Source organism: Pseudomonas sp. S2_H01 (assembly GCF_054668305.1).
In genome coordinates this window covers 1,061,065-1,081,235 of the sequence record NZ_CP162756.1, presented here as the reverse complement: position 1 = coordinate 1,081,235, position 20,171 = coordinate 1,061,065, and the positions used below count along the sequence as shown (strand labels likewise).

General features: G+C 60.9%; 14 protein-coding genes. 9 read left to right on the top strand and 5 right to left on the bottom strand.

The window, feature by feature from the left end; genetic code table 11:
• Positions 1 to 87: 87 nt before the first annotated feature.
• The 4 genes from AB4N84_RS04815 (at position 88) to AB4N84_RS04800 (ending at position 8,041) form a co-directional block, all read left to right on the top strand.
• On the top strand, positions 88 to 1,392 hold the full coding sequence (locus AB4N84_RS04815) for a homoserine dehydrogenase (protein ID WP_074752798.1): 1,305 nt from the start codon (positions 88 to 90) through the stop codon (positions 1,390 to 1,392).
• 149 nt (positions 1,393 to 1,541) lie between these two features.
• Positions 1,542 to 2,951 (top strand): threonine synthase, encoded by a 1,410-nt coding sequence (gene thrC / locus AB4N84_RS04810; protein WP_062383361.1) that lies wholly within the window; start codon positions 1,542 to 1,544, stop codon positions 2,949 to 2,951.
• A gap of 121 nt (positions 2,952 to 3,072) precedes the next feature.
• A complete protein-coding gene (locus AB4N84_RS04805; RefSeq protein ID WP_460046936.1) occupies positions 3,073 to 6,696 on the top strand; it encodes an ATP-binding protein in 3,624 nt (1,207 codons plus the stop codon).
• An 88-nt stretch (positions 6,697 to 6,784) separates the two neighbouring features.
• Positions 6,785 to 8,041, top strand: a complete 1,257-nt coding sequence (locus tag AB4N84_RS04800) for an EAL domain-containing response regulator (protein WP_460045418.1) — start codon at positions 6,785 to 6,787, stop codon at positions 8,039 to 8,041.
• Here the strand turns inward: AB4N84_RS04800 and AB4N84_RS04795 are convergent.
• Positions 8,010 to 8,669 (bottom strand): response regulator, encoded by a 660-nt coding sequence (locus tag AB4N84_RS04795; RefSeq protein ID WP_460045417.1) that lies wholly within the window; start codon positions 8,667 to 8,669, stop codon positions 8,010 to 8,012. The two genes, AB4N84_RS04800 and AB4N84_RS04795, sit on opposite strands and share 32 nt — an antisense overlap.
• Positions 8,670 to 8,779: 110 nt before the next feature.
• Here AB4N84_RS04795 and AB4N84_RS04790 point away from each other — a divergent pair, with 110 nt between their 5' ends.
• Together AB4N84_RS04790 and AB4N84_RS04785 are read left to right on the top strand one after the other, a co-directional pair.
• Positions 8,780 to 8,968 carry a hypothetical protein gene (locus tag AB4N84_RS04790; protein ID WP_460045415.1) on the top strand — a complete coding sequence of 63 codons (189 nt, stop codon included), beginning with the start codon at positions 8,780 to 8,782 and terminating at the stop codon, positions 8,966 to 8,968.
• A gap of 176 nt (positions 8,969 to 9,144) precedes the next feature.
• Positions 9,145 to 9,441 (top strand): DUF3509 domain-containing protein, encoded by a 297-nt coding sequence (locus AB4N84_RS04785; protein WP_074752794.1) that lies wholly within the window; start codon positions 9,145 to 9,147, stop codon positions 9,439 to 9,441.
• A gap of 190 nt (positions 9,442 to 9,631) precedes the next feature.
• On the opposite strand, the gene AB4N84_RS04780 is transcribed toward AB4N84_RS04785, so the two are convergent.
• Positions 9,632 to 10,525 carry a TIGR02285 family protein gene (locus AB4N84_RS04780; RefSeq protein ID WP_460045413.1) on the bottom strand — a complete coding sequence of 298 codons (894 nt, stop codon included), beginning with the start codon at positions 10,523 to 10,525 and terminating at the stop codon, positions 9,632 to 9,634.
• A 309-nt stretch (positions 10,526 to 10,834) separates the two neighbouring features.
• Here AB4N84_RS04780 and AB4N84_RS04775 point away from each other — a divergent pair, with 309 nt between their 5' ends.
• The 3 genes from AB4N84_RS04775 to AB4N84_RS04765 all read left to right on the top strand — a co-directional run bounded on the left by AB4N84_RS04775 (position 10,835) and on the right by AB4N84_RS04765 (position 14,363).
• Positions 10,835 to 11,377: a YaeQ family protein gene (locus AB4N84_RS04775; protein ID WP_074752793.1), complete on the top strand. Its 543-nt coding sequence runs from the start codon at positions 10,835 to 10,837 to the stop codon at positions 11,375 to 11,377.
• 61 nt (positions 11,378 to 11,438) lie between these two features.
• Entirely contained in the window at positions 11,439 to 13,154 is a 1,716-nt protein-coding gene (recJ, locus tag AB4N84_RS04770; RefSeq protein ID WP_460045412.1) for a single-stranded-DNA-specific exonuclease RecJ, read from the top strand.
• A 102-nt stretch (positions 13,155 to 13,256) separates the two neighbouring features.
• Positions 13,257 to 14,363, top strand: coding sequence for an NADH:flavin oxidoreductase/NADH oxidase (locus tag AB4N84_RS04765; RefSeq protein ID WP_074752791.1), 1,107 nt, complete (start codon positions 13,257 to 13,259; stop codon positions 14,361 to 14,363).
• An 87-nt stretch (positions 14,364 to 14,450) separates the two neighbouring features.
• Here the strand turns inward: AB4N84_RS04765 and AB4N84_RS04760 are convergent, their stop codons facing one another.
• The 3 genes from AB4N84_RS04760 to AB4N84_RS04750 all read right to left on the bottom strand — a co-directional run bounded on the left by AB4N84_RS04760 (position 14,451) and on the right by AB4N84_RS04750 (position 20,063).
• Positions 14,451 to 16,517, bottom strand: coding sequence for a hybrid sensor histidine kinase/response regulator (locus AB4N84_RS04760; protein ID WP_460045410.1), 2,067 nt, complete (start codon positions 16,515 to 16,517; stop codon positions 14,451 to 14,453).
• Positions 16,518 to 16,867: 350 nt separating this feature from the next.
• On the bottom strand, positions 16,868 to 18,346 hold the full coding sequence (locus tag AB4N84_RS04755) for an APC family permease (RefSeq protein ID WP_460045409.1): 1,479 nt from the start codon (positions 18,344 to 18,346) through the stop codon (positions 16,868 to 16,870).
• A 292-nt stretch (positions 18,347 to 18,638) separates the two neighbouring features.
• Positions 18,639 to 20,063 (bottom strand): gamma-aminobutyraldehyde dehydrogenase, encoded by a 1,425-nt coding sequence (locus AB4N84_RS04750; protein ID WP_460045408.1) that lies wholly within the window; start codon positions 20,061 to 20,063, stop codon positions 18,639 to 18,641.
• Positions 20,064 to 20,171 lie beyond the last annotated feature (108 nt).

Here is a 20,171-nt window from a genome sequence, read left to right as displayed (position 1 = left end):
GCCGGTGCTTCATCAATAGCGAGCCGCAATTCACTGCGGCTGTTTTCACGGCCGGCCTCGCGTCGGCCGTTTTATGGGGAGTTCATAGTGAAACCGGTCAAAGTAGGCATCTGTGGGCTGGGTACTGTCGGTGGCGGTACCTTCAATGTGCTAAAGCGTAACGCCGAGGAGATTGCCCGCCGTGCCGGGCGTGGAATCGAAGTGGCGCAGATCGCTGTGCGTACACCCAACCCCAATTGCCAGATTACCGGTACACCGACCACGACCGACGTATTTGACGTGGCCAGCAACCCTGAAATCGACATCGTCATCGAACTGATCGGTGGCTATACCGTCGCCCGCGAACTGGTGCTCAAAGCCATCGAGAATGGCAAGCACGTGGTCACCGCCAACAAGGCGCTGATCGCTGTTCACGGTAACGAAATCTTCGCCAAGGCCCGTGAGAAGGGCGTCATTGTTGCGTTCGAAGCGGCAGTGGCGGGCGGCATCCCGGTGATCAAGGCGATTCGTGAAGGCCTGTCGGCCAACCGTATCAACTGGGTCGCGGGCATCATCAACGGCACCGGTAACTTCATCCTGACCGAGATGCGCGAGAAGGGTCGCACCTTCCCCGACGTCCTGGCCGAAGCCCAGGCGCTGGGTTACGCCGAAGCCGATCCGACCTTCGACGTCGAAGGCATCGATGCCGCGCACAAGCTGACCATTCTGGCGTCGATTGCCTTCGGTATTCCGTTGCAGTTCGACAAGGCGTACACCGAAGGCATCACCAAGCTCACCACCGCTGACGTCAACTACGCCGAGGCGCTGGGCTATCGCATCAAGCACCTGGGCGTGGCTCGCAGCACCGCCGCCGGCATCGAACTGCGCGTGCACCCGACCCTGATCCCGGCTGACCGTCTGATCGCCAACGTCAACGGCGTGATGAACGCTGTGATGGTCAATGGCGACGCGGCCGGCTCGACCTTGTTCTACGGCGCTGGCGCCGGCATGGAGCCGACTGCATCGTCCGTGGTCGCTGACCTGGTCGACGTCGTTCGTGCGCTGACCACTGACCCGGAAAACCGTGTTCCGCATCTGGCGTTTCAGCCTGACTCGCTGTCGGCTCATCCGATTCTCCCAATCGAAGCCTGCGAGAGTGCGTACTACCTGCGCATTCAGGCCAAAGACCATCCAGGCGTTCTGGCCCAGGTGGCGAGCATCCTGTCCGAGCGTGGCATCAACATCGAGTCGATCATGCAGAAGGAAGTCGAAGAGCATGACGGCCTGGTGCCGATGATTCTGTTGACCCACCGTGTGGTCGAGCAGCGCATGAACGATGCGATCCAGGCGCTGGAAGCCTTGCAGGACGTGGCTGGACCGGTTGTTCGTATCCGCGTCGAGCATCTCAACTAAGCAGCGAAGAGCCCCAAGCGGCTTGCTGCAAGTCAGAGCACAATCACATCGCGGTGAGCTTCGAGCCGCGAGCTGCAGGTAAAAAGGCGGACCGCTTTGACTTGCAGCTTGGCACTTGAAGCTTGCGGCCCAAACCGAAGGTTTGACTTATGCGCTACATCAGTACCCGTGGCCAGGCACCGGCCCTGAATTTCGAAGACGTGCTGCTCGCCGGCCTCGCCAGCGATGGCGGTTTGTATGTTCCGGAAAACCTGCCGCGTTTCACTCAGGAAGAGATCGCTTCCTGGGCTGGCCTGCCTTACCACGAGCTCGCATTCCGCGTGATGCGCCCGTTCGTCACCGGCAGCATTCCGGATGCGGACTTCAAGAAAATCCTCGAAGAGACCTATGGCGTGTTTGCGCACAGCGCGGTCGCGCCGCTGCGTCAGTTGAACGGCAACGAATGGGTGATGGAGTTGTTTCACGGCCCAACGCTGGCGTTCAAGGACTTCGCCCTGCAACTGCTGGGTCGTCTGCTGGACTATGTGCTGGAAAAACGCGGTGAACGCGTCGTGATCATCGGCGCCACCTCCGGCGACACCGGTTCTGCCGCCATCGAAGGTTGCCGTCGCTGCGACAACGTCGACATCTTCATCCTGCACCCGAACAATCGTGTGTCGGACGTTCAGCGCCGCCAGATGACCACGATCTTCGGCGACAACATCCACAACATCGCCATCGAAGGCAACTTCGACGACTGCCAGGAGATGGTCAAGAACAGTTTCGCTGACCAGAGCTTCCTCAAAGGCACGCGTCTGGTCGCGGTGAACTCGATCAACTGGGCGCGGATCATGGCCCAGATCGTCTACTACTTCCACGCATCCCTGCAGTTGGGCGGCCCGGCGCGTTCGGTGGCATTCTCGGTACCAACCGGCAACTTCGGCGACATCTTCGCGGGTTATCTGGCACGCAACATGGGCCTGCCCATCAGCCAGTTGATCGTCGCCACTAATCGCAACGACATCCTGCACCGCTTCATGAGCGGCAATCAGTACGTCAAGGAAACCCTGCACGCCACGCTGTCGCCGTCGATGGACATCATGGTGTCGTCGAACTTCGAACGTCTGCTGTTCGACATGCACGGCCGCAACGGTTCGGCGATTGCCGCGCTGATGGACAGCTTCAAGCAAGGCGGCGGTTTCAGTGTTGAAGAGGACCGCTGGACCGAAACCCGCAAGCTGTTCGATTCGCTGGCCGTCAGTGACGAACAAACCTGCGAAACCATCGCCGAAGTCTTTGCCAGCACCGGTGAGTTGCTGGATCCACACACGGCGATCGGTGTGAAAGCCGCGCGCGATTGCCGTCGCAGCCTGGACACGCCGATGGTGATTCTGGGAACCGCCCACCCGGTTAAATTCCCGGAAGCCGTGCAGAAAGCGGGCGTAGGAAAAGCGCTAGAGCTGCCTGCACATTTGTCTGATTTGTTCGAGCGCGACGAGCGCTGCACAGTGCTGCCGAATGACCTCAAAGCCATGCAGGCGTTCGTAAGCCAGCACGGTAACCGGGGTAAACCGCTCTAACGGTTTCTCCCTGTAACAACTTCAGGCCCGCTCTCCAGCGGGCCTTCTCATTTCTGCGTGCCACACTTGCAAGGTATTTCTGAATTTCACGGACAATCCAGTGGCGGTAGAACCCATGAACATGAGCACTTCAGTGGTGCTCATCAAGACCCGATTCCTTCGATATGCGCTGTGCGTCTTGTTGTCGCTGGCGTGTGTCTGGAGTGTGAAGGGCCAGGCGGCACAGAACCTGCCGTTTGTGCTCGGCACCCCCTTTTTGAGCCAGCCAGCGCTGGCACTCGATCCTGCTGACCGGCAATGGCTGCACGAGCACAAGGTATTGAGGGTCGGCATTGCGATCGCCGACTACGAACCCATCGACATCACGAGTGATCGCAATCGTTATCAAGGGGTGAGCGCGGATTATCTGAGCCTGGTCAGCGCCAAGCTCGGGATACCGGTCCGGGTTTCGGGATTCGCCAAGCGCGAGCAGGCGGTTGCTGCCTTGCTGGCCGGTGACATTGATCTGCTGACCAGTGGCAACGGGTACGAGCGCGGGGTCGAGGGGCTGGCATTTACCCACGACTACCTGCCGGACCGGGCCGTGGTGGTAGGGCGGGGCAACGACGCCAGCCTGACGGTTTCGTTGAAGGGAAAACGGCTGGCCTTGCTGGATGGATACGCCGATGCGCAGGTGCTGCACCGTGTGTATCCGGACAGCGACATCGTGCTGGCACCCACGCTGTACAGCGCGATGGAGGCGTTGTCACATGGCGACGTTGACGCATTCATTGGCAACGAAGTGATCGTTCGAGCGTACAACGCGCAGCGGCCTTACCAAGGGCTGCAGATCAAGTTCGAGAGCCTGCTGCCGCCCACCGGTTTCGCGTTCGCCATGCGGCAGGATGAGTCAAGGCTGCTCGCCCTGTTCAATCGCTCGCTCGCCGAGCTGGGAGAGTCGGTCGACCGTGAGATTCAAGGTCGATGGACAACCGGACTGGGTGCTGACGTTGCCCAGCAACGGATTCACCTCAGTACTGCCGAGCAGTTGTGGGTGCGCAATCACCCGCAGGTCATCATCGCCTCCACGCAACACCCGCCCTATATCTACACGGACAACCGCGGCGATTGGGTCGGTTTGAATATCGACGTGCTCAATCGCATCGCCCGCATGACCGGGCTCAAGTTCGTCCATCAGGTCATGCCGTCGACCCAGGCGGCGCTGGAGGCGCTGACTGCAGGGACGGCGGACATGAACACCACGCTCGCTGAAAGCCCCAGCCGCCGCGCCTTTCTCGATTTCACTTACGCGTTTGGCGGCAACAATTGGGTCTACGTGGTCCGTTCGGATCGCTCGTCAGAGATCAACCTTGCGCAGATGGCTGGCAAGGTCCTGGCGCTGCCGGCGCGTCACGCGTTGCTGGAGTTTATTCAATCCCACTACCCCGATATTCAATTGCGTCTGGTGCCGACCTACGACGATGCCCGCAGGCTGGTGGAAACCGGGCAGGCCGATGCGACCATTCAGAATGAGGCAGGGGCCTGGTTGTACCCGCCGGGCCGTTTGAAGGTCGGACGCAGTGTCGAAGGCAAATGGTCCCCGGACCGCTTCTCGGTCATCAAGACCCAACCGGAGTTGTTGAGCATTCTGAACAAGGCGCTCGACGAGTTTCCGGTCCCGGAAATGCGCGCCATCCGGTTGAAATGGCTCGGCGCGGTGATTTCTCAACCCTCGCTGTGGCAACGTATTCCGGGGTGGGTGTACTGGACGCTGGCCGTTGCATTGTTGCTGGGCCTGGTGTCGCTGACCTGGAGCAGCCGTCTCAAATTTCAGATTCGCCAGCGTCTGCGCGCGGAAGAGCAACTCAGCGACCAGCTGGCATTCAAGCGGGCGTTGCTCGACGGCATTCCCAACCCTATTTACGTCCGTGACCTCACGGGGCGTCTGATCTCCTGCAACCGCAGCTATGAGGAAAGCTTCGGTATCAGCTACGAACAAATGAATGGCCGTCGGTTGATCGACGTAGACCTGATTCCCCGCGACAGCGCCGAACGCATGCACGCTGACTACATGACGCTGCTGCAGACCCAGACCCCTGTGTTCGCTGATCGCAGCATGCTGCTGGCTGGCAAGCACATTGAGGCGTGGCAGTGGACGGTGCCGTTTTACAGCGCCGATGGTCAGCTTCAGGGACTGCTCGGCGGCTGGATCGACATCACCGAACGCAAGCGACTGGAGCGCGAGTTGACCCTGGCGCAGCAACAAGCCGAGCAGGCAAACCGCGCGAAAAGTGCGTTTCTGGCGACGATGAGCCATGACATTCGCACGCCCATGGGCGCCATCATCGGCCTGCTGGAGCTGGAACGTGAACACCGCAAGCTGCGCGGTGAGCCACCTGCCGAGGGACTGGACGTCGCGCACCGTGCAGCCGTTGAGTTGGTTGAGTTGATCGGCGAAAGCCTTGATCTGGCAAAGATTGAATCAGGTCGGCTGCAGCTGTCGACGGTCGCAACGATACTGCGGCCATTTCTGGAGGACGTCTATCAGCTGTTCAGGGTTCGTGCGCAGGAAAATAACCTGTCGCTTACCCTCAAGATTGCGCCTGATGTCGAACCCGCTTACTTCATCGACCCGCTGCGCGTGCGACAGATCCTGCACAACCTGATTGGCAACGCGCTGAAGTTCACTGCCCAAGGGTCAGTCTCGGTCACGGTGACGCGCGGTTGCGAGACTGATCAACCAGGGCTGCATATCGAAATTGCCGACACCGGTTCAGGGATGAGCCGGGAGCAGCAAGCGCAGTTGTTCCAGCCATTCAGTCAGGGCGATGATCAGGCCGCCGGCTTGTTGGGTGGCAGTGGGCTGGGGCTGAGTATTTGCAAACAACTGGTCGACCTGATGGGCGGCCGGATCACGGTCATCAGCGCGGTGGGAGAGGGGACGCGGGTCAACGTTGATCTTCCGGTCAAACCGGCGGATGTGCTGGCCCTGCCGGAGCAACCGCCCGTGCACTCGCAACGCTCGGAAACGAGTCTGAACATTCTGGTGGCTGATGACCTTTCTGCCAATCGCCTGGTGCTGACAGGGCAACTGGAGCTGCTCGGGCATCGGGTGACGGCCGTCGACAGCGGCGAAGCGGCTTTTGCGGCGTGGCGCGACGGAAGCTTCGATGTACTGATCACCGATTGCAACATGCCAGGCATGGACGGTTATGAGCTGACTCGCGCCATTCGAAGCCTTGAGCAACGGGATCGTCTACGCGAGCGCCCGATCATTGGCTGCACCGCCAACGCGATGCACGAGGAACGCGACCGGTGTGAAACGGCAGGCATGGATGCGCTGCTGGTCAAGCCGGTCTCGTTGGCGCAATTGGCGCAAAAGCTCGAAGACGTCGTGATGCCCGCAGAGAAAGAAGAGCGAGCATTCGACATTCAGGTATTGCATCACATGACGCAGGCCAACGAGGTGCAGATCCAGCGCATGCTGGCTGAACTCTGGAAAAACCTGCGACAGGAACACGATCTGCTGGTGCCAGCGGTGGCGGCGCATGACTGGCAGGCCCTCAGCGCGAGCCTGCATCGCCTCAAGGGCGTGGCCTGTCTCATCGATGCGGTGCCGCTTGCCAAGGCGTGTGCGCAGATGGACAGCGACGTGCGTGAGCAGCGCGGCGCCAGAATCGAGGTTACCTGGCAGACCCTGAACGCCTGCATGGACGCATTGCTCGACGAACTTCAGGACCATCTGGTCGAGGTGCCTGCACTTTAGGACGTGTCCTATGGGGGGCAGATGGCGGGCTCTTTAGAGTGCAGATACCGGGGCCGAAAAGGGCCTCGACTGCAAGAGGGTCCAGCGTGTGCATTCGCTCAAGGTTCTGATACTCGAAGACAATCCTTTCCAGATGATGGCGTTGCACCAGATGCTCAATGCCAATCAGGTGTTCGACGTGCTCACGGCGGACTGCGTCGAAGCCGCGCAGCGTTCGCTCCAGCTGCGCGGGCCGGTGGACATCGCCATCTGTGACTTGCAAATGGAGGGGCAGGACGGCCTCTCGCTGATCGGGCACCTTGCAACGTCCGGTATGGCGCGCGCGGTCATCATTCTCAGCAGTGCTGAAGACACAGTGCTCGACAGCGCGGCACAGCTTGCACGGCAGCAAGGTATCAACGTGCTTGGGATCATGCGCAAGCCGGCATCGGTGGCCGCCATTGGCGGGTTGCTCAGCAAATGGCTGCTGGGGCAGTCGGGTGCGGCGCAGGTGGTGACACCCTTGGCTCCGTCCGAGGCGCCCGCCTTGAGTGCGCTCGATCCCGCCCACGATTACGCCTCGCAATGGATCGCCCATTTTCAGCCCAAGGTGAGTCTCGACGGGGCATTGGCGGGGGTTGAGCTGCTGGCCCGCTGGGATCATCCAGAGCACGGGTTGTTGATGCCGGGCCGTTTTCTCCCGATGGTTGAAAGCGCCGGGCTGATGGGTGCGCTGACGTGGCACATGCTTGAGCTGGCGCTCAGCCTGTCTCATCAGCGATTGCTTTCCCATGGTCGGGCGCTGCCGGTGGCGGTGAACATTCCGCCCGCGCTGCTGGATCAGCCGGATTTCGTCCCGCGCTTGCTGGTGCTGCTGGAGCGGTTTCCCGTCAGGCCCCAGATGTTGACGCTGGAGGTGATCGAGCAATCGGCGCGGCAATTGGCGGTGGTTCAGTTCGAAAACCTGCTCAGACTGCGCATGGCGGGCTGCCGTCTTTCCATCGACGATTTCGGAACGGGCGCGTCGAACATCCAGCGTTTGCTTGAGTTGCCGTTCAGCGAGTTGAAGATTCCGGCGGAGTTCGTGCGCGGCCTTGCCGACGACCGACGTAAAGCGGCGATCGTCGGCGGGGCGTTGTTCATGGCTCAGAAGATGGCGCTGGATGTGGTGGTCGAGGGCGTAGAAACCGCCGACGACTATGAGGCGCTGTTGATGCTCGGTCACCCCGTTATACAGGGCTATTTCATTGCCAGACCGATGCCGGAGGCCGACTTTCTAAACTGGCTTCAGGTGCTTGAGCGCAATCCTGAGCGGGTCCTGCCGTTCGACACGGTCAGACCAGACCGTGCTCCTGCACGTAAATGAACAAGGCCGCATCGTTGGCCAACCCCAACTTGCGCATGGCGCTGACTTTCTGGGCGCTGACGGTCTGTTTGCTGCGGTTGAGCTGCGCGGCAATGGCCCCGACCGATTTACCGGCGGCGAGCAAGCGGATGACCTCCAGCTCTCGAGGCGAGAGGTCCTGCAGGGCGACCAGCGTGTCGGGACCGTAATCCGCTGCTTCCAGCAGGCTGCGCTGGACGGAATCGGCAACGAACGATTTGCCATGGCTGACACTGTTGATCGCCGCAGGCAGCTCGTCGGCCATGCTTGCCTTGCTGAGCAGCCCTTGGATCTTCAGCGAGAGCATCGAGCGAAACAGCCCTGCATGGTTGAGCATGGTCACCACGATGATCGGCAGCGCCGGGTACTCGCGTCGAATCCGCTCAAGCAACCGCAATCCGTCATTTTGATCCTGAACCGGCATCATGAAGTCGGTCACCAGCAGGTCGCAGGGGTGCTCGCGGAGTTTGTCCAGCAGTTCGTCCGGGGCACTGGCTTGAGCGATCACCCTGGCGCGCTCGTTCTGCTCGATCACCACCTTCAGACCAATGAGGAATATCGGGTGATCGTCCGCCAGGATGATGCGCAACGGTCGATTGTCGGTAGCCATCGTGGCTTTTCCTCTGAGTCCGGCCTGATTGATTTTCGGACGCGTCCTAAATGCCTGTAGACGGTTCCGGCCGAGAATCAAGGCCAGTCGTCTTGTTGCAGGAGTTGTCGATGCGCATGTGCAAGGAACACCCGATATGTCGGGAAGAGCAAGTCTCTTCTACAGCGCTGATCACCGATTATGTGGCGCGTATCACGCCTTGCCGGTATTCGGTTCGTCAGGCCATTGGTCGTTATCGCCACATCCAGAACGACGAAGTTAATCAGCCGTTATCGGTATTCGTCGCGGTCTTGGGATGAGCTGAAGGCTCTGCCCCGGGCGTCAGGATACTGAATTCTTTCTGTCACATCCGGCAGGCATGCTCCAGTGACCAGGTTGCAGCAATCACCCAACTCACGGCACAAAAGAACTTTCCGGTTCCGCCGATGGTCATTGATAAGCACCTTTGCATTCAAACTGTTGAGTGGTGATCCGGATGGAAAATATCAGCTTACTGCTAAGCGAAGCACTGGCACCGTATCAGGCAAGCCTGGGCGCTGCGGGTGTAAATGGCGAGCGTCTGGTGACGCTGAGAAATGCAGCCGGTGCGATTGTGATCGAACGCATGTATTCCGCTGCGCAGTTGTGTGACAAGCGCCAACTGACGGATGTGGTCGACGGGCTTCACCGTGATCTGATGGTTGCCGAAGGGCGAATTGAACCGTGTGTCATCGCGGCCATGCGAAATGCGACACAGGTCAACAATTTCACTGCAGGTCGGGCTTTTGTCTGAGCCGCGGGGAACCTTATCGATTCAGTAGGCTCCTATCAGTTACGGCAGGCGCAGGCATTGTGCTCCGGTGTTTATGTTGCCTGCCGTACGGGTCCAAGAAGGACCACGGTTGACCCCGAGCAGTCTCCCCGCTGCTCGGGGTTTCTTTTTGCCTGACCGCCAGACAGCCACTCGGTCGCCGGCTGACGTTTCACTTCGGCGGTTCGTCGAAAAACGTCTGGGCATCGCGCAGGTACTCTTCTTTCTTGACCATCCACTCCGCGTAGAAACCAATCAGCCTGGTGCTGCGCAGCACGCGCATTTCCCGGTTGATGATCTCCATGGCTGCGCGCCCCTTGTCAGTCTTTGAACAGCCGATGTGCGCGAACTGGTATTTGGGGGCGCCCTTGACCGGGAAAAACTCAAGTTCTGTCAGAGGGATGCCCTGCTGCTGGGCGTGATAGCGCGCCTCTGGCCAGTAACTGATGATGGCCTGGAAACGGTTCATGCGTTCCATTTGCAGCATGCTGCCCACGGCGGCGTTGCCGTAGTGAAGGATCAGGATGTCGGGCTGCGGGGTAGCGCGAAGGATCTTGTCCACCACCGGCCCATAGCTGCGTTCGGCGACGATGCCGACCTTGACCGTGTTGCTCGCCAGCAGGGCGGCGAGATCGAGATGGCCGTCTTCGTCCAGGAACGGCGTGAACAGCGCCTCTTTGCTGCGTTCGATGGTGACGCCATTGCCGGGCGTGGCATAGGCGGGAATCGAGAACAGGATGGTTTTTTCGCGCTCCGGGGTCCACAGCAGGGTCGGGTCACAGGCGAAAACGTCAGGGTCCTGAAGCATCTGCGTCCCGCGTGCCCGGTTGACGTGCATGATCTGGTGATTGTATTCGGGCATTCGCGCAATCAGTTCGGGCATCAGCTTGTCGATCGCGCCCTGACCGCTTTGCGGGCCGGTGAAGATCGTCAGTGGCGGAAAATCACGTAACAGCCAGGTCAGCGTCTCCTTGGCGTGTGCGGTTCCCGGTGTCGCGCCCAATACCGAGGTGGCAAGCAGGAGCACAAGCCCGGCTTTGTGGAAAAGCGGGTAACGATTGACCATCCGTCGATGTAATTCCCGAAAAAACTGACTGAGTCCGAGGACAACGCACCCTCGATCGCCTTGGGCGGATCGACAGCAGACGTCGGCAACGGGCCGCTCTGAATACTTCATGCTAGAGGGTCTCGCAGTAAGGTATCGGCGTTGTGGATCATTTGTTTAACACTCGTCACCTTCGGATCAGTAAAGCACTGCACGGAGCCTGCGGCAGAGTGAATTTGCGGGCAGGGTCGAGGCGACCGTCGAGTTCGTTCGTTCAACGGTCCCGCATCGGGTAGACTTGGCGCCTTTCCTGTCTTTAGAAGCCCGTTCATGGCCCAGCCGTCCACGACCTACAAATTCGAACTGAACCTCACCGACCTCGATCGTGGGGTTTACGAAAACGTCAAACAGACCATCGCGCGCCACCCTTCTGAAACGGAAGAGCGCATGACCGTGCGCCTGTTGGCTTACGCGTTCTGGTACAACGAGCATCTGTCGTTCGGACGTGGCCTGTCGGACGTGGATGAGCCTGCGTTGTGGGAAAAGAGCCTGGACGATCGCGTGCTGCACTGGATCGAAGTCGGCCAGCCCGACGCTGACCGCCTGACCTGGTGCTCGCGTCGTACCGAGCGCACCAGTCTGCTGGCTTACGGCAGTCTGCGCGTGTGGGAAGGCAAGGTCGTACCGGCTGTGAAGAATCTGAAGAACGTCAACATCGCCGCCGTTCCCCAGGACGTGCTGGAGACGCTGGCCAAGGACATGCCACGGGTGATCAAGTGGGATGTGATGATCAGCGAAGGCACGATTTTCGTGACCGACGATCGCGGTCAGCATGAAGTGCAGTTGCAGTGGTTGGCGGGCGAGCGCGGCTGATCGCCGACCTCCCGACGCGACACCCCATCAGCTCCAACAAAAGAACATCAGCGGAACCCGCATGCGCATCGAACCACGCCAGTTGCCCGACACCCTGCCTTTTCTGGGCGACCTGCCGCCCTTGTTGACCCGCCTTTATGCGGCTCGCGGCGTGCAGTCGCAGGATGAGCTGGATAAGGGGCTGGCGCGGCTGATTCCGTATCAGCAGCTCAAGGGGATTGATGCGGCCGTGGACCTGCTGGTGACGGCCTTGCAGCAGCGCCAGCGCATTCTCATCGTCGGCGACTTCGATGCGGACGGCGCCACGGCCAGCACGGTCGGTGTGCTGGGCCTGAGATTGCTGGGCGCGGCCCATGTGGATTATCTGGTGCCGAACCGCTTCGAGTACGGCTACGGCCTGACGCCGGAGATCGTTCAGGTGGCGCTGGAACGTCAGCCTGATCTGTTGATGACCGTGGACAATGGCATCTCCAGCGTCGAGGGCGTCGCTGCCGCCAAGGCCGCGGGTTTGCAGGTGCTGGTCACCGATCACCACTTGCCGGGCAACGAGTTGCCGGCTGCCGACGCCATCGTCAATCCCAACCAGCCCGGTTGTACCTTCCCGAGCAAAGCGCTGGCTGGCGTGGGCGTGATGTTCTACGTGTTGATGGCCCTGCGCGCGCGTTTGCGTGACATGGGCTGGTTCGAGGCCAATGGCCGTGCCCAGCCCAACCTCGGTGAGTTGCTGGACCTGGTCGCCCTGGGCAGTGTGGCCGACGTGGTCCCGCTGGACGCCAACAATCGAATCCTCGTGCATCAGGGCCTGATGCGTATCCGCGCCGGTCGTGCGCGTCCCGGTTTGCGGGCGATTCTCGAAGTCGCTCGCCGCGAGCCGTCGCGCATTACGTCGACCGATCTGGGTTTCATCCTTGGGCCCAGGCTGAACGCCGCCGGCCGGCTGGATGACATGAGCCTGGGCATCGAATGCCTGCTCTGCGACGACGAGACGCAGGCGCGGGAAATGGCGGTGCAACTGGATGAGCTCAATCAGGACCGCAAATCCATCGAGCAGGGCATGCAGCGTGAGGCGTTGGCCCAGCTCAAGGATTTGCCCCTGGAATCGATGCCGTTTGGCCTGTGCCTGTTCGAGGCTGAATGGCATCAGGGCGTGATCGGCATCCTCGCTTCGCGGCTGAAAGAGCGTTATCACCGGCCGACCATCGCGTTTGCCAGTGCGGGCGAGGGCGTATTGAAAGGCTCGGCGCGTTCGGTGCCGGGTTTTCACATTCGTGACGCACTGGATGCCGTGGCCGCGAAGCATCCCGAATTGATCAGCAAGTTTGGTGGCCACGCGATGGCAGCCGGCCTCTCCTTGCCGGAAGCGAACTTTCCGGCATTCGCCGAGGCGTTCGATGCCGAAGTGCGCCGTCAGTTGAACGAAGAGGACCTGACCGGACGCCTGCTGTCGGACGGCACGCTGGCGGTTGAAGAGTTTCACCTGGAGCTGGCGCGCGCCTTGCGCAATGCCGGGCCCTGGGGCCAGCACTTTCCGGAGCCGCTGTTCCACGGCGTGTTCCAGTTGGTGGAGCAGCGCGTGGTGGGCGAGCGGCACCTGAAGATGGTGCTCAAGACCGAATGTGGCACGGTGAAGCTCGACGGCATCGCGTTCGGCGTCGACCGCGACGTGTGGCCCAACCCGACGGTTCGCTGGGTCGAGCTGGCCTACAAGCTGGACCTGAACGAATTCCGTGGCAACGAAACCGTGCAACTGATGGTGGCGCACATTTCGCCGCGCTGAGGCTCCCGATGCACGGCAGCAGGAACCTGAACTTCTCTCGGGTTGTCGACTAGGCTCTAGGTTCATAACAAAGGAACCTTTACGTCGACTTGAGAGGTGCCCATGAGCCTGCTGCTTGAACCTTACACCCTTCGCCAACTGACCTTTCTGAATCGCATCGCGGTATCACCGATGTGCCAGTACTGCTGCGTCGACGGTCTTGCCAATGACTGGCATCTGGTCCACCTCGGCAGCCGTGCCGTTGGCGGTGCGGGGCTGATCTTCACCGAGGCAGCGGCGGTGACCCGCGACGGTCGCATCACCCCGGAAGACCTCGGCATCTGGAACGATGATCAGATCGAACCGCTGCAACGCATTACCCGATTCATCACCGCCCAGGGCGCCGTCGCCGGTATTCAACTCGCCCATGCCGGGCGCAAGGCCAGCACCTGGCGTCCGTGGCTGGGCAAGCACGGCAGCATCAAACCGGAGGATGGCGGGTGGATTCCGTGGGGTCCGTCGAAGATTGCCTTCGACCCGCAGCACACGCCACCGACGCCACTGGAAGAGGACCAGATCCAGACCGTGATCCAGGCCTTCGTCGACGCCGCCAAACGTGCCCTGACCGCCGGGTTCAAAGTAGTGGAGATACACGCGGCGCACGGCTATCTGCTGCATCAGTTCCTGTCGCCATTGAGCAACCAGCGACGTGATCAATACGGTGGATCGTTTGAAAATCGCATCCGGCTGACGCTGGAAGTGACCAAGGCCGTGCGCGAGGTGTGGCCGCAAGAGCTGCCGCTGTTCGTGCGCGTGTCGGCAACGGACTGGGTGGAAGACGGCTGGAATCCGGACGAGACGGTCGAACTCGCCAAGCGTTTGAAGACGCTGGGCGTCGACTTGATCGACGTGTCGTCTGGCGGCACGGCGGCCAATGCCGAGATCCCGGTCGGGCCGGGGTATCAGACGGAATTTGCGGGCCGTGTGCGCCGTGAGTCAGGGATTGCGACGGGGACGGTCGGGATGATCACCGAGCCGTTCCAGGCGGATACGATTCTGCGCACAGGACAGGCGGACCTGATTCTGCTGGCGCGTGAACTGTTGCGCGATCCGTATTGGCCGCTGCATGCCGACGACGATCTGGGAGGGCGCAAAGCGGTATGGCCGGCGCAATACCAGCGCGCAACGCACCGTGACCAGCCCATTCACGAGTCGGATTTGCGCGACTGATCAACGTCCAGGCACCTGCTTGTTCCCGAGGCGTGGGAGTCGGCCAGCCGGCTTCCACGGGCTTCATCCGTCAGCCAAGGCCGGGCCTTATTCTTCCAGCAGTCCCTTCACCCGCTCACTCAGAGAGGGAATCGAAAACGGTTTGGTCAGCACATGCATGCCGGGCTCCAGTTGACCGTTGCCCAGTGCGGCGTTTTCCGCGTAGCCGGTGACAAACAGGACTTTCAGGCCGGGTCGCAGCGAGCGCGCGGCATCGGCCAGTTGTCGGCCGTTCATGCCGCCGGGTAATCCGACGTCTGAAACCAGCAAATCAATCGTCTGCCGTGTTCGCAGGATGTCCAGCGCCACGGCGCCGCGGTCAGCCTCCAGTACGCGATAACCCTGATCCGTCAGGGCCTCGGCCACGAGTGCCCGTACGGCAGGTTCGTCATCGACCACCAACACCGTTTCGCCGCCCGCTGTGCGATCGGGCAACTCCCGGTGATCCGGTGGATCGTTGGCGATGGGGGCTGACTCGTTGCACGCCGGCACATAAATGCACACGCGCGTGCCTCGTCCTGGCGTGGAGTCGATGTGGACGCCGCCACCGGACTGTCGCGCAAAACCGTAAATCATCGACAGGCCAAGACCGGTGCCCATACCGATGGGCTTGGTCGTGAAGAACGGGTCGAACGCACGCTTGAGGACTTCATCGGTCATGCCGCTGCCGTTGTCGCTGACGCACAGTGCCACGTAGTCACCGGCAGACAGATCAAGGGCTCGTGCTTCGTCCGCATCAAGATGCCTGTTGCTGGTTTCGATCAACAATTGCCCGCCATCGGGCATCGCATCGCGGGCGTTGAGGCACAGGTTGAGCAGCGCGTTTTCCAACTGAGGAGGGTCCACCAAAGTCGACCACAACCCCCGGGTTGCGAGCACATCCATGGCAATGGACGGCCCAACCGTACGGCGAATCAACTCGGCCATGCCGTCGACCAGGTGATCGACGTCAGTGAGTTTCGGATCAAGGGTTTGCCGACGCGAAAAGGCCAGCAAGCGGTGGGTCAACGCCGCTGCCCGACGCGATCCCTCAAGCGCCGCGTCGATGTAGCGATCCAGATGCTCGGTGCGGCCTTTGGCGACACGGTTCTTCAGCAGCTCCAGGTTGCCGCTGACCCCCATCAGCAAGTTGTTGAAGTCGTGGGCCAAGCCGCCAGTGAGTTGCCCCACGGCGTCCATTTTGTGTGACTGGCGCAGGGCTTCTTCGGCGGTGCGCAGTGCCTGGGCCTGTTGTTTTTCGGTGGTGATGTCCCTGGCGCTGCAATACAGCTTGCCGCTTTCTGGCACCGCGACCCAGGACAGCCAGCGATAGCGGCCATCTTTGTGGCGGTAGCGGATTTCCAGATTGAGCACCGGGTGGTTGCTCGACAGCGTGTTGAGTGCTACCTGGCTTCGCGCAACGTCGTCGGGATGGAGGAGATCAATGAACGTGAATCCGGACAGTTCATCCTCAGACCAGCCGAGGGTCTGTCGCCAGGCAGGGTTTGTGGTTTCGAAATGCCCCTGCGACGTCATCACTGACAACAGGTCCGGGCTGACTTGCCACGTGAGGCCGCGTTGATGGGCGCGTTCGATCACCTTGCGCTCCAGGTCGGCAATCAGGTCGAGACGGCTTTGCTCGCTGGCCTTCAGCGCCCGCTGATCGAGCACGCGACGGGTGGTTTCGTTAGTGACGCACAACAGCCCGACCACCTCGTTGTTTTCGTCGATCAGCGGCGAAAACGTAAATGACCACCACGTGTGCTCGGTCTCACCGTAGCGGGCCATCGTCAATGGCAGATCTTCACATTCGTAGGGAATGCCGCGCAGGGCGTCCTCCGCATAAGGCTTGACCTGACTCCACACGTCCGACCACAGCTCGTCCACGCGTGCGCCCATTGCCTGGTTGAGGCGTGGCCCGAGAATCGGTGCGTAGGCGTCATTGTGGAAAAACAGCAGATCGGGGCCCCAGAGCAGATACATCGACTCCGGTGAATTGAGGATCAGGTTCAAGTGGATCTTCAACGCGGCAGGCCAGGCTTGCATCGGGCCCAACGTCGTCGTGCTCCAGTCGATTGCCGTCAGGGCACGACCCGCTTCACTGTCGCCTGCGGGGAAGCGCGGGTATCTGGTCAACGAGGCAAGCTCCAGTCAGGGGGAAATCAGTGTACGGAGCCGGACGGAGAAAATCCCCACCTTTCATATCCAGTTGAAGGGTGAAAGGAACGTATTGAGGACTTTTTGTTACTCATACGAATAGCAAAAAAGCCTCGACCGATCCAGAGCAGCGTCTGATCTGTTGACCATTGGGAAGCGCAGGGGTTGCGTAGTGATATCAAATTCTAATCATTTCTCTGAGAGGCGCGATTGAACGTGTTTTGAGTCCGGGGAGCGGCTGTTCGACCTGTCGACGGCGGCGATTTCAAAACCTCCACCGTCGGTTGTCGTACTGCTACGGCGGCTCTGTCAGGTCAGGTACCACGCGTTCATGGGTTGCGCTTCCACGCATCACCCGCAGGTGCAGTCCCGTGGTCATACGGTTTGCCGATCCACATGTACACCAGGCCCAGGCCGATGACGATCACAGTCGTCAGAACCATAGAGTAGTTGATGTACCAGGCCGCGTCCGGTGTGCGTGGCCAGGCCATGTTGATGATGGCGAGCACGCCGTAGATCAGCGCGCCGAGGTTCACCGGCCAGCCCCATTTACCGAGGCTGAACTGGCCGCTTGGAATCCACCCACGCATCCGTGCGAACAGGGCGGCAAGTACGATCATCTGGAAGGCCAGGTAGATGCCGATGGCCGCGAAGCTGACGATGGTGGCGACGGCGTCCTGCAGGACAAAGCCCAGGCAGATGATGATGGCGGGCACCACGCCGGAAACGAACAGCGCGGCGACCGGGACTTGCGTAGTGGGTGAGATGCGTTTGAGCAGGTCGCTGCCGACGATCATTTCGTCCCGCGCATAGGCGTAGAGCAACCGGCTGGCGGCGGCTTGCAGGCTGATGACGCAGGAGATGAACGACACCATGACGATGCCCATCACCACTTTCGAGCCGGTGACGCCGAAGGCCATGCTCAGGATGGTGGTGACCGGGTCCTTGTCGGTGCCATTGATCACGGCGTTCATGTCCGGCACGGCGAGGATCAGTGCCAGGCACGCGAACATCGCAGCGGCGCCACCGATCCAGATGGTCATGCGCATGGCACGGGGAATCTGCTTGCTTGGGTTCGGTGTCTCTTCGGCCACGTCACCGCAGGCTTCGAAACCGTAGTACAGGAACATCCCGGCCAGCGATGCGGTGAGGAACGCCGGCAGGTAAGAGCCGTCTATGCGGATGTCGAAGGTGTTGAAGAACACGCTCAGCGGCTGATGACGCTCGAAGATCAGCAGATACCCGCCCACCAGCACGGCGCCGATCAGTTCGCAGAGGAAGCCGAACATCGCGATGCGTGACAGCACCTTGGTGCCGCTGAGGTTGACGACGGTGGCGAACAGCGTCAGCACCAGCGCGATGACGATGTTGGTGTTGGCGCTCGGTTCAAAACCCAGCATCGCGGCCAGATAAGGACCGGCACCGACCGCTACGGCGGCGATGGTTACGCACAGGGCGATGGCGTAGACCCAGCCGACCATCCACGCCCAGCGTTTGCCGACCAGGCGGCGCGCCCATGGATAGACACCACCGGAAATCGGGAACTGCGAAACCACTTCGCCGAACACCAGGCACACCAGCATCTGGCCGATTCCCACCAGCAGATAGGCCCAGAACATCGGTGGTCCGCCCGCCGCGAGACACAGGCCGAACAGCGTGTACACGCCCACCACGGGCGAGAGGTAAGTGAAGCCCAGCGCAAAGTTTTCCCACAGGCTCATGCTGCGATTGAAGTTGGAGGTGTAGCCCAACTTTCTCAGTTGTTCGGCATCGCTGTCGGCGGCCGGTGGAACGGGGATGCTGCTCATCGTGTTTCTCCAGGAAATCGGCAGATTTCGGATGGCCGAGGCCGTGGCGGTGCACTTGGGCACAACCCGGTCGGTGGTTATTGTTTTAAAAGCAGTTGCGGTTAAAGCGTTCTTGAGTGCAAAGCTCTTGATCGTTCCCACGCTCCGAGGGGTAACGCCTCCCTGGACGCTCTGCGTCCCTTGTGTGACGCAGAGCGTCACCGGCTGCATGCCCACGTGGAACGTGGGAACGATCATGCGTTGACTGACGCAAAGCTTTCGCGGGCAAGCGCGCTCCTACGGTGGTTCTGCGTCAGTGCTTGAACATCACATGCCGCACGGTGGTGTAATCCTCCAGCCCGTACATGGACATGTCCTTGCCATAGCCGGACAGCTTCTGCCCGCCGTGCGGCATTTCGCTGACCAGCATGAAGTGCGTGTTCACCCAGGTGCAGCCGTATTGCAGGCGGGCAGACAGGCGATGGGCACGGCCTACATCCTGTGTCCAGACCGACGACGCCAGGCCGTAATCCGAATCGTTGGCCCAACCCAGTACCTGCGCCTCGTCGTCAAACCGAGTCACGGAAACCACAGGGCCGAACACTTCACGGCGTACGATTTCATCGTCCTGCTGGGCGTCGGCGATGACCGTCGGCTGGAAGAAGAAACCGTTGCCTTCGATGGCCTTGCCACCGGTGATCAGGCGGATGTGCGACTGCGCGACCGCACGCTCCACAAAGCCCGTCACCCGGTCGCGATGCTGCGCGGTGATCAATGGCCCCAACTCGGTTTCCGGGTCGTCCTGCTGACCCACTTTGATGCTGCTGACCGCTTCGCCGAGCTTCTGCACGAACTGCTCGTAGATGCCTTTCTGCGCGTAGATACGGCACGCGGCGGTGCAGTCTTGCCCGGCGTTGTAGAAGCCGAACGTGCGAATGCCTTCCACCGCAGCATCGATGTCGGCGTCGTCAAAAATGATCACGGGCGCCTTGCCGCCCAGCTCCATGTGCATGCGTTTGACGCTGTCGGCGGTGCTGGAAATGATGTGCGAGCCGGTGGCGATGGACCCGGTCAGCGACACCATGCGCACCTTCGGATGGGTCACCAGCGGGTTGCCCACGGTCTGGCCGCGACCGAAGACTAGGTTCAGTACACCGGCCGGGAAAATATCGTTGGCCAGTTCCACCAGACGCAGCGCGGTCAACGGTGTTTGTTCGGACGGTTTGAGCACGACAGTGTTGCCGGCGGCCAGCGCTGGCGCGATTTTCCAGGCGACCATCATCAGCGGGTAGTTCCACGGGGCGATGGACGCGATCACGCCGACCGGGTCGCGGCGAATCATCGAGGTGTGACCGGGCAGGTATTCACCGGCGGCCGAGCCGCTCATGCAGCGGCTGGCACCGGCGAAAAAGCGGAACACATCGGCGATGGCCGGAAGCTCATCGTTCAACGCGGCGTGGTACGGCTTGCCACAGTTGTCCGATTCCAGCTTCGCCAGTTCCTCGGCGTTTTCATCGATGGCGTCGGCCAGTTTCAACAGCAGCAGCGAGCGGTCTTTGGGCGCGGTCTGCGACCAGCTTTCAAACGCGGCATCGGCGGCGCGCACGGCGGTGTCGACCTGACCTTCGGTGGCCTCGTTGATTTCCACCAGCACCCGGCCCAACGCAGGGTTGAACACCGGCTGGGCGGGACCGTCGCCGGCGACCAGTTGGCCATTGATCAGCAGTTTGGTTTGCATTGTTTTCTCCTGAATGACTCAGTCTATGTAGGAGCGTGGCTTGTCCCGCGATCGGCTGCGCAGCAGTCGCAAAATCACGCGCCGCGGTTTTGCTGACACACCGCATTA

Bases quoted from the DNA above. Each gene is read 5' to 3' on its own strand.
- thrC (WP_062383361.1), top strand. From the start codon at position 1,542: ATGCGCTACATCAGTACCCGTGGCCAGGCACCGGCCCTGAATTTCGAA.
- AB4N84_RS04805 (WP_460046936.1), top strand. From the start codon at position 3,073: ATGAGCACTTCAGTGGTGCTCATCAAGACCCGATTCCTTCGATATGCG.
- AB4N84_RS04795 (WP_460045417.1), bottom strand. From the start codon at position 8,669: ATGGCTACCGACAATCGACCGTTGCGCATCATCCTGGCGGACGATCAC.
- AB4N84_RS04790 (WP_460045415.1), top strand. From the start codon at position 8,780: ATGCGCATGTGCAAGGAACACCCGATATGTCGGGAAGAGCAAGTCTCT.
- AB4N84_RS04785 (WP_074752794.1), top strand. From the start codon at position 9,145: ATGGAAAATATCAGCTTACTGCTAAGCGAAGCACTGGCACCGTATCAG.
- AB4N84_RS04780 (WP_460045413.1), bottom strand. From the start codon at position 10,525: ATGGTCAATCGTTACCCGCTTTTCCACAAAGCCGGGCTTGTGCTCCTG.
- AB4N84_RS04775 (WP_074752793.1), top strand. From the start codon at position 10,835: ATGGCCCAGCCGTCCACGACCTACAAATTCGAACTGAACCTCACCGAC.
- recJ (WP_460045412.1), top strand. From the start codon at position 11,439: ATGCGCATCGAACCACGCCAGTTGCCCGACACCCTGCCTTTTCTGGGC.
- AB4N84_RS04765 (WP_074752791.1), top strand. From the start codon at position 13,257: ATGAGCCTGCTGCTTGAACCTTACACCCTTCGCCAACTGACCTTTCTG.
- AB4N84_RS04755 (WP_460045409.1), bottom strand. From the start codon at position 18,346: ATGAGCAGCATCCCCGTTCCACCGGCCGCCGACAGCGATGCCGAACAA.
- AB4N84_RS04750 (WP_460045408.1), bottom strand. From the start codon at position 20,063: ATGCAAACCAAACTGCTGATCAATGGCCAACTGGTCGCCGGCGACGGT.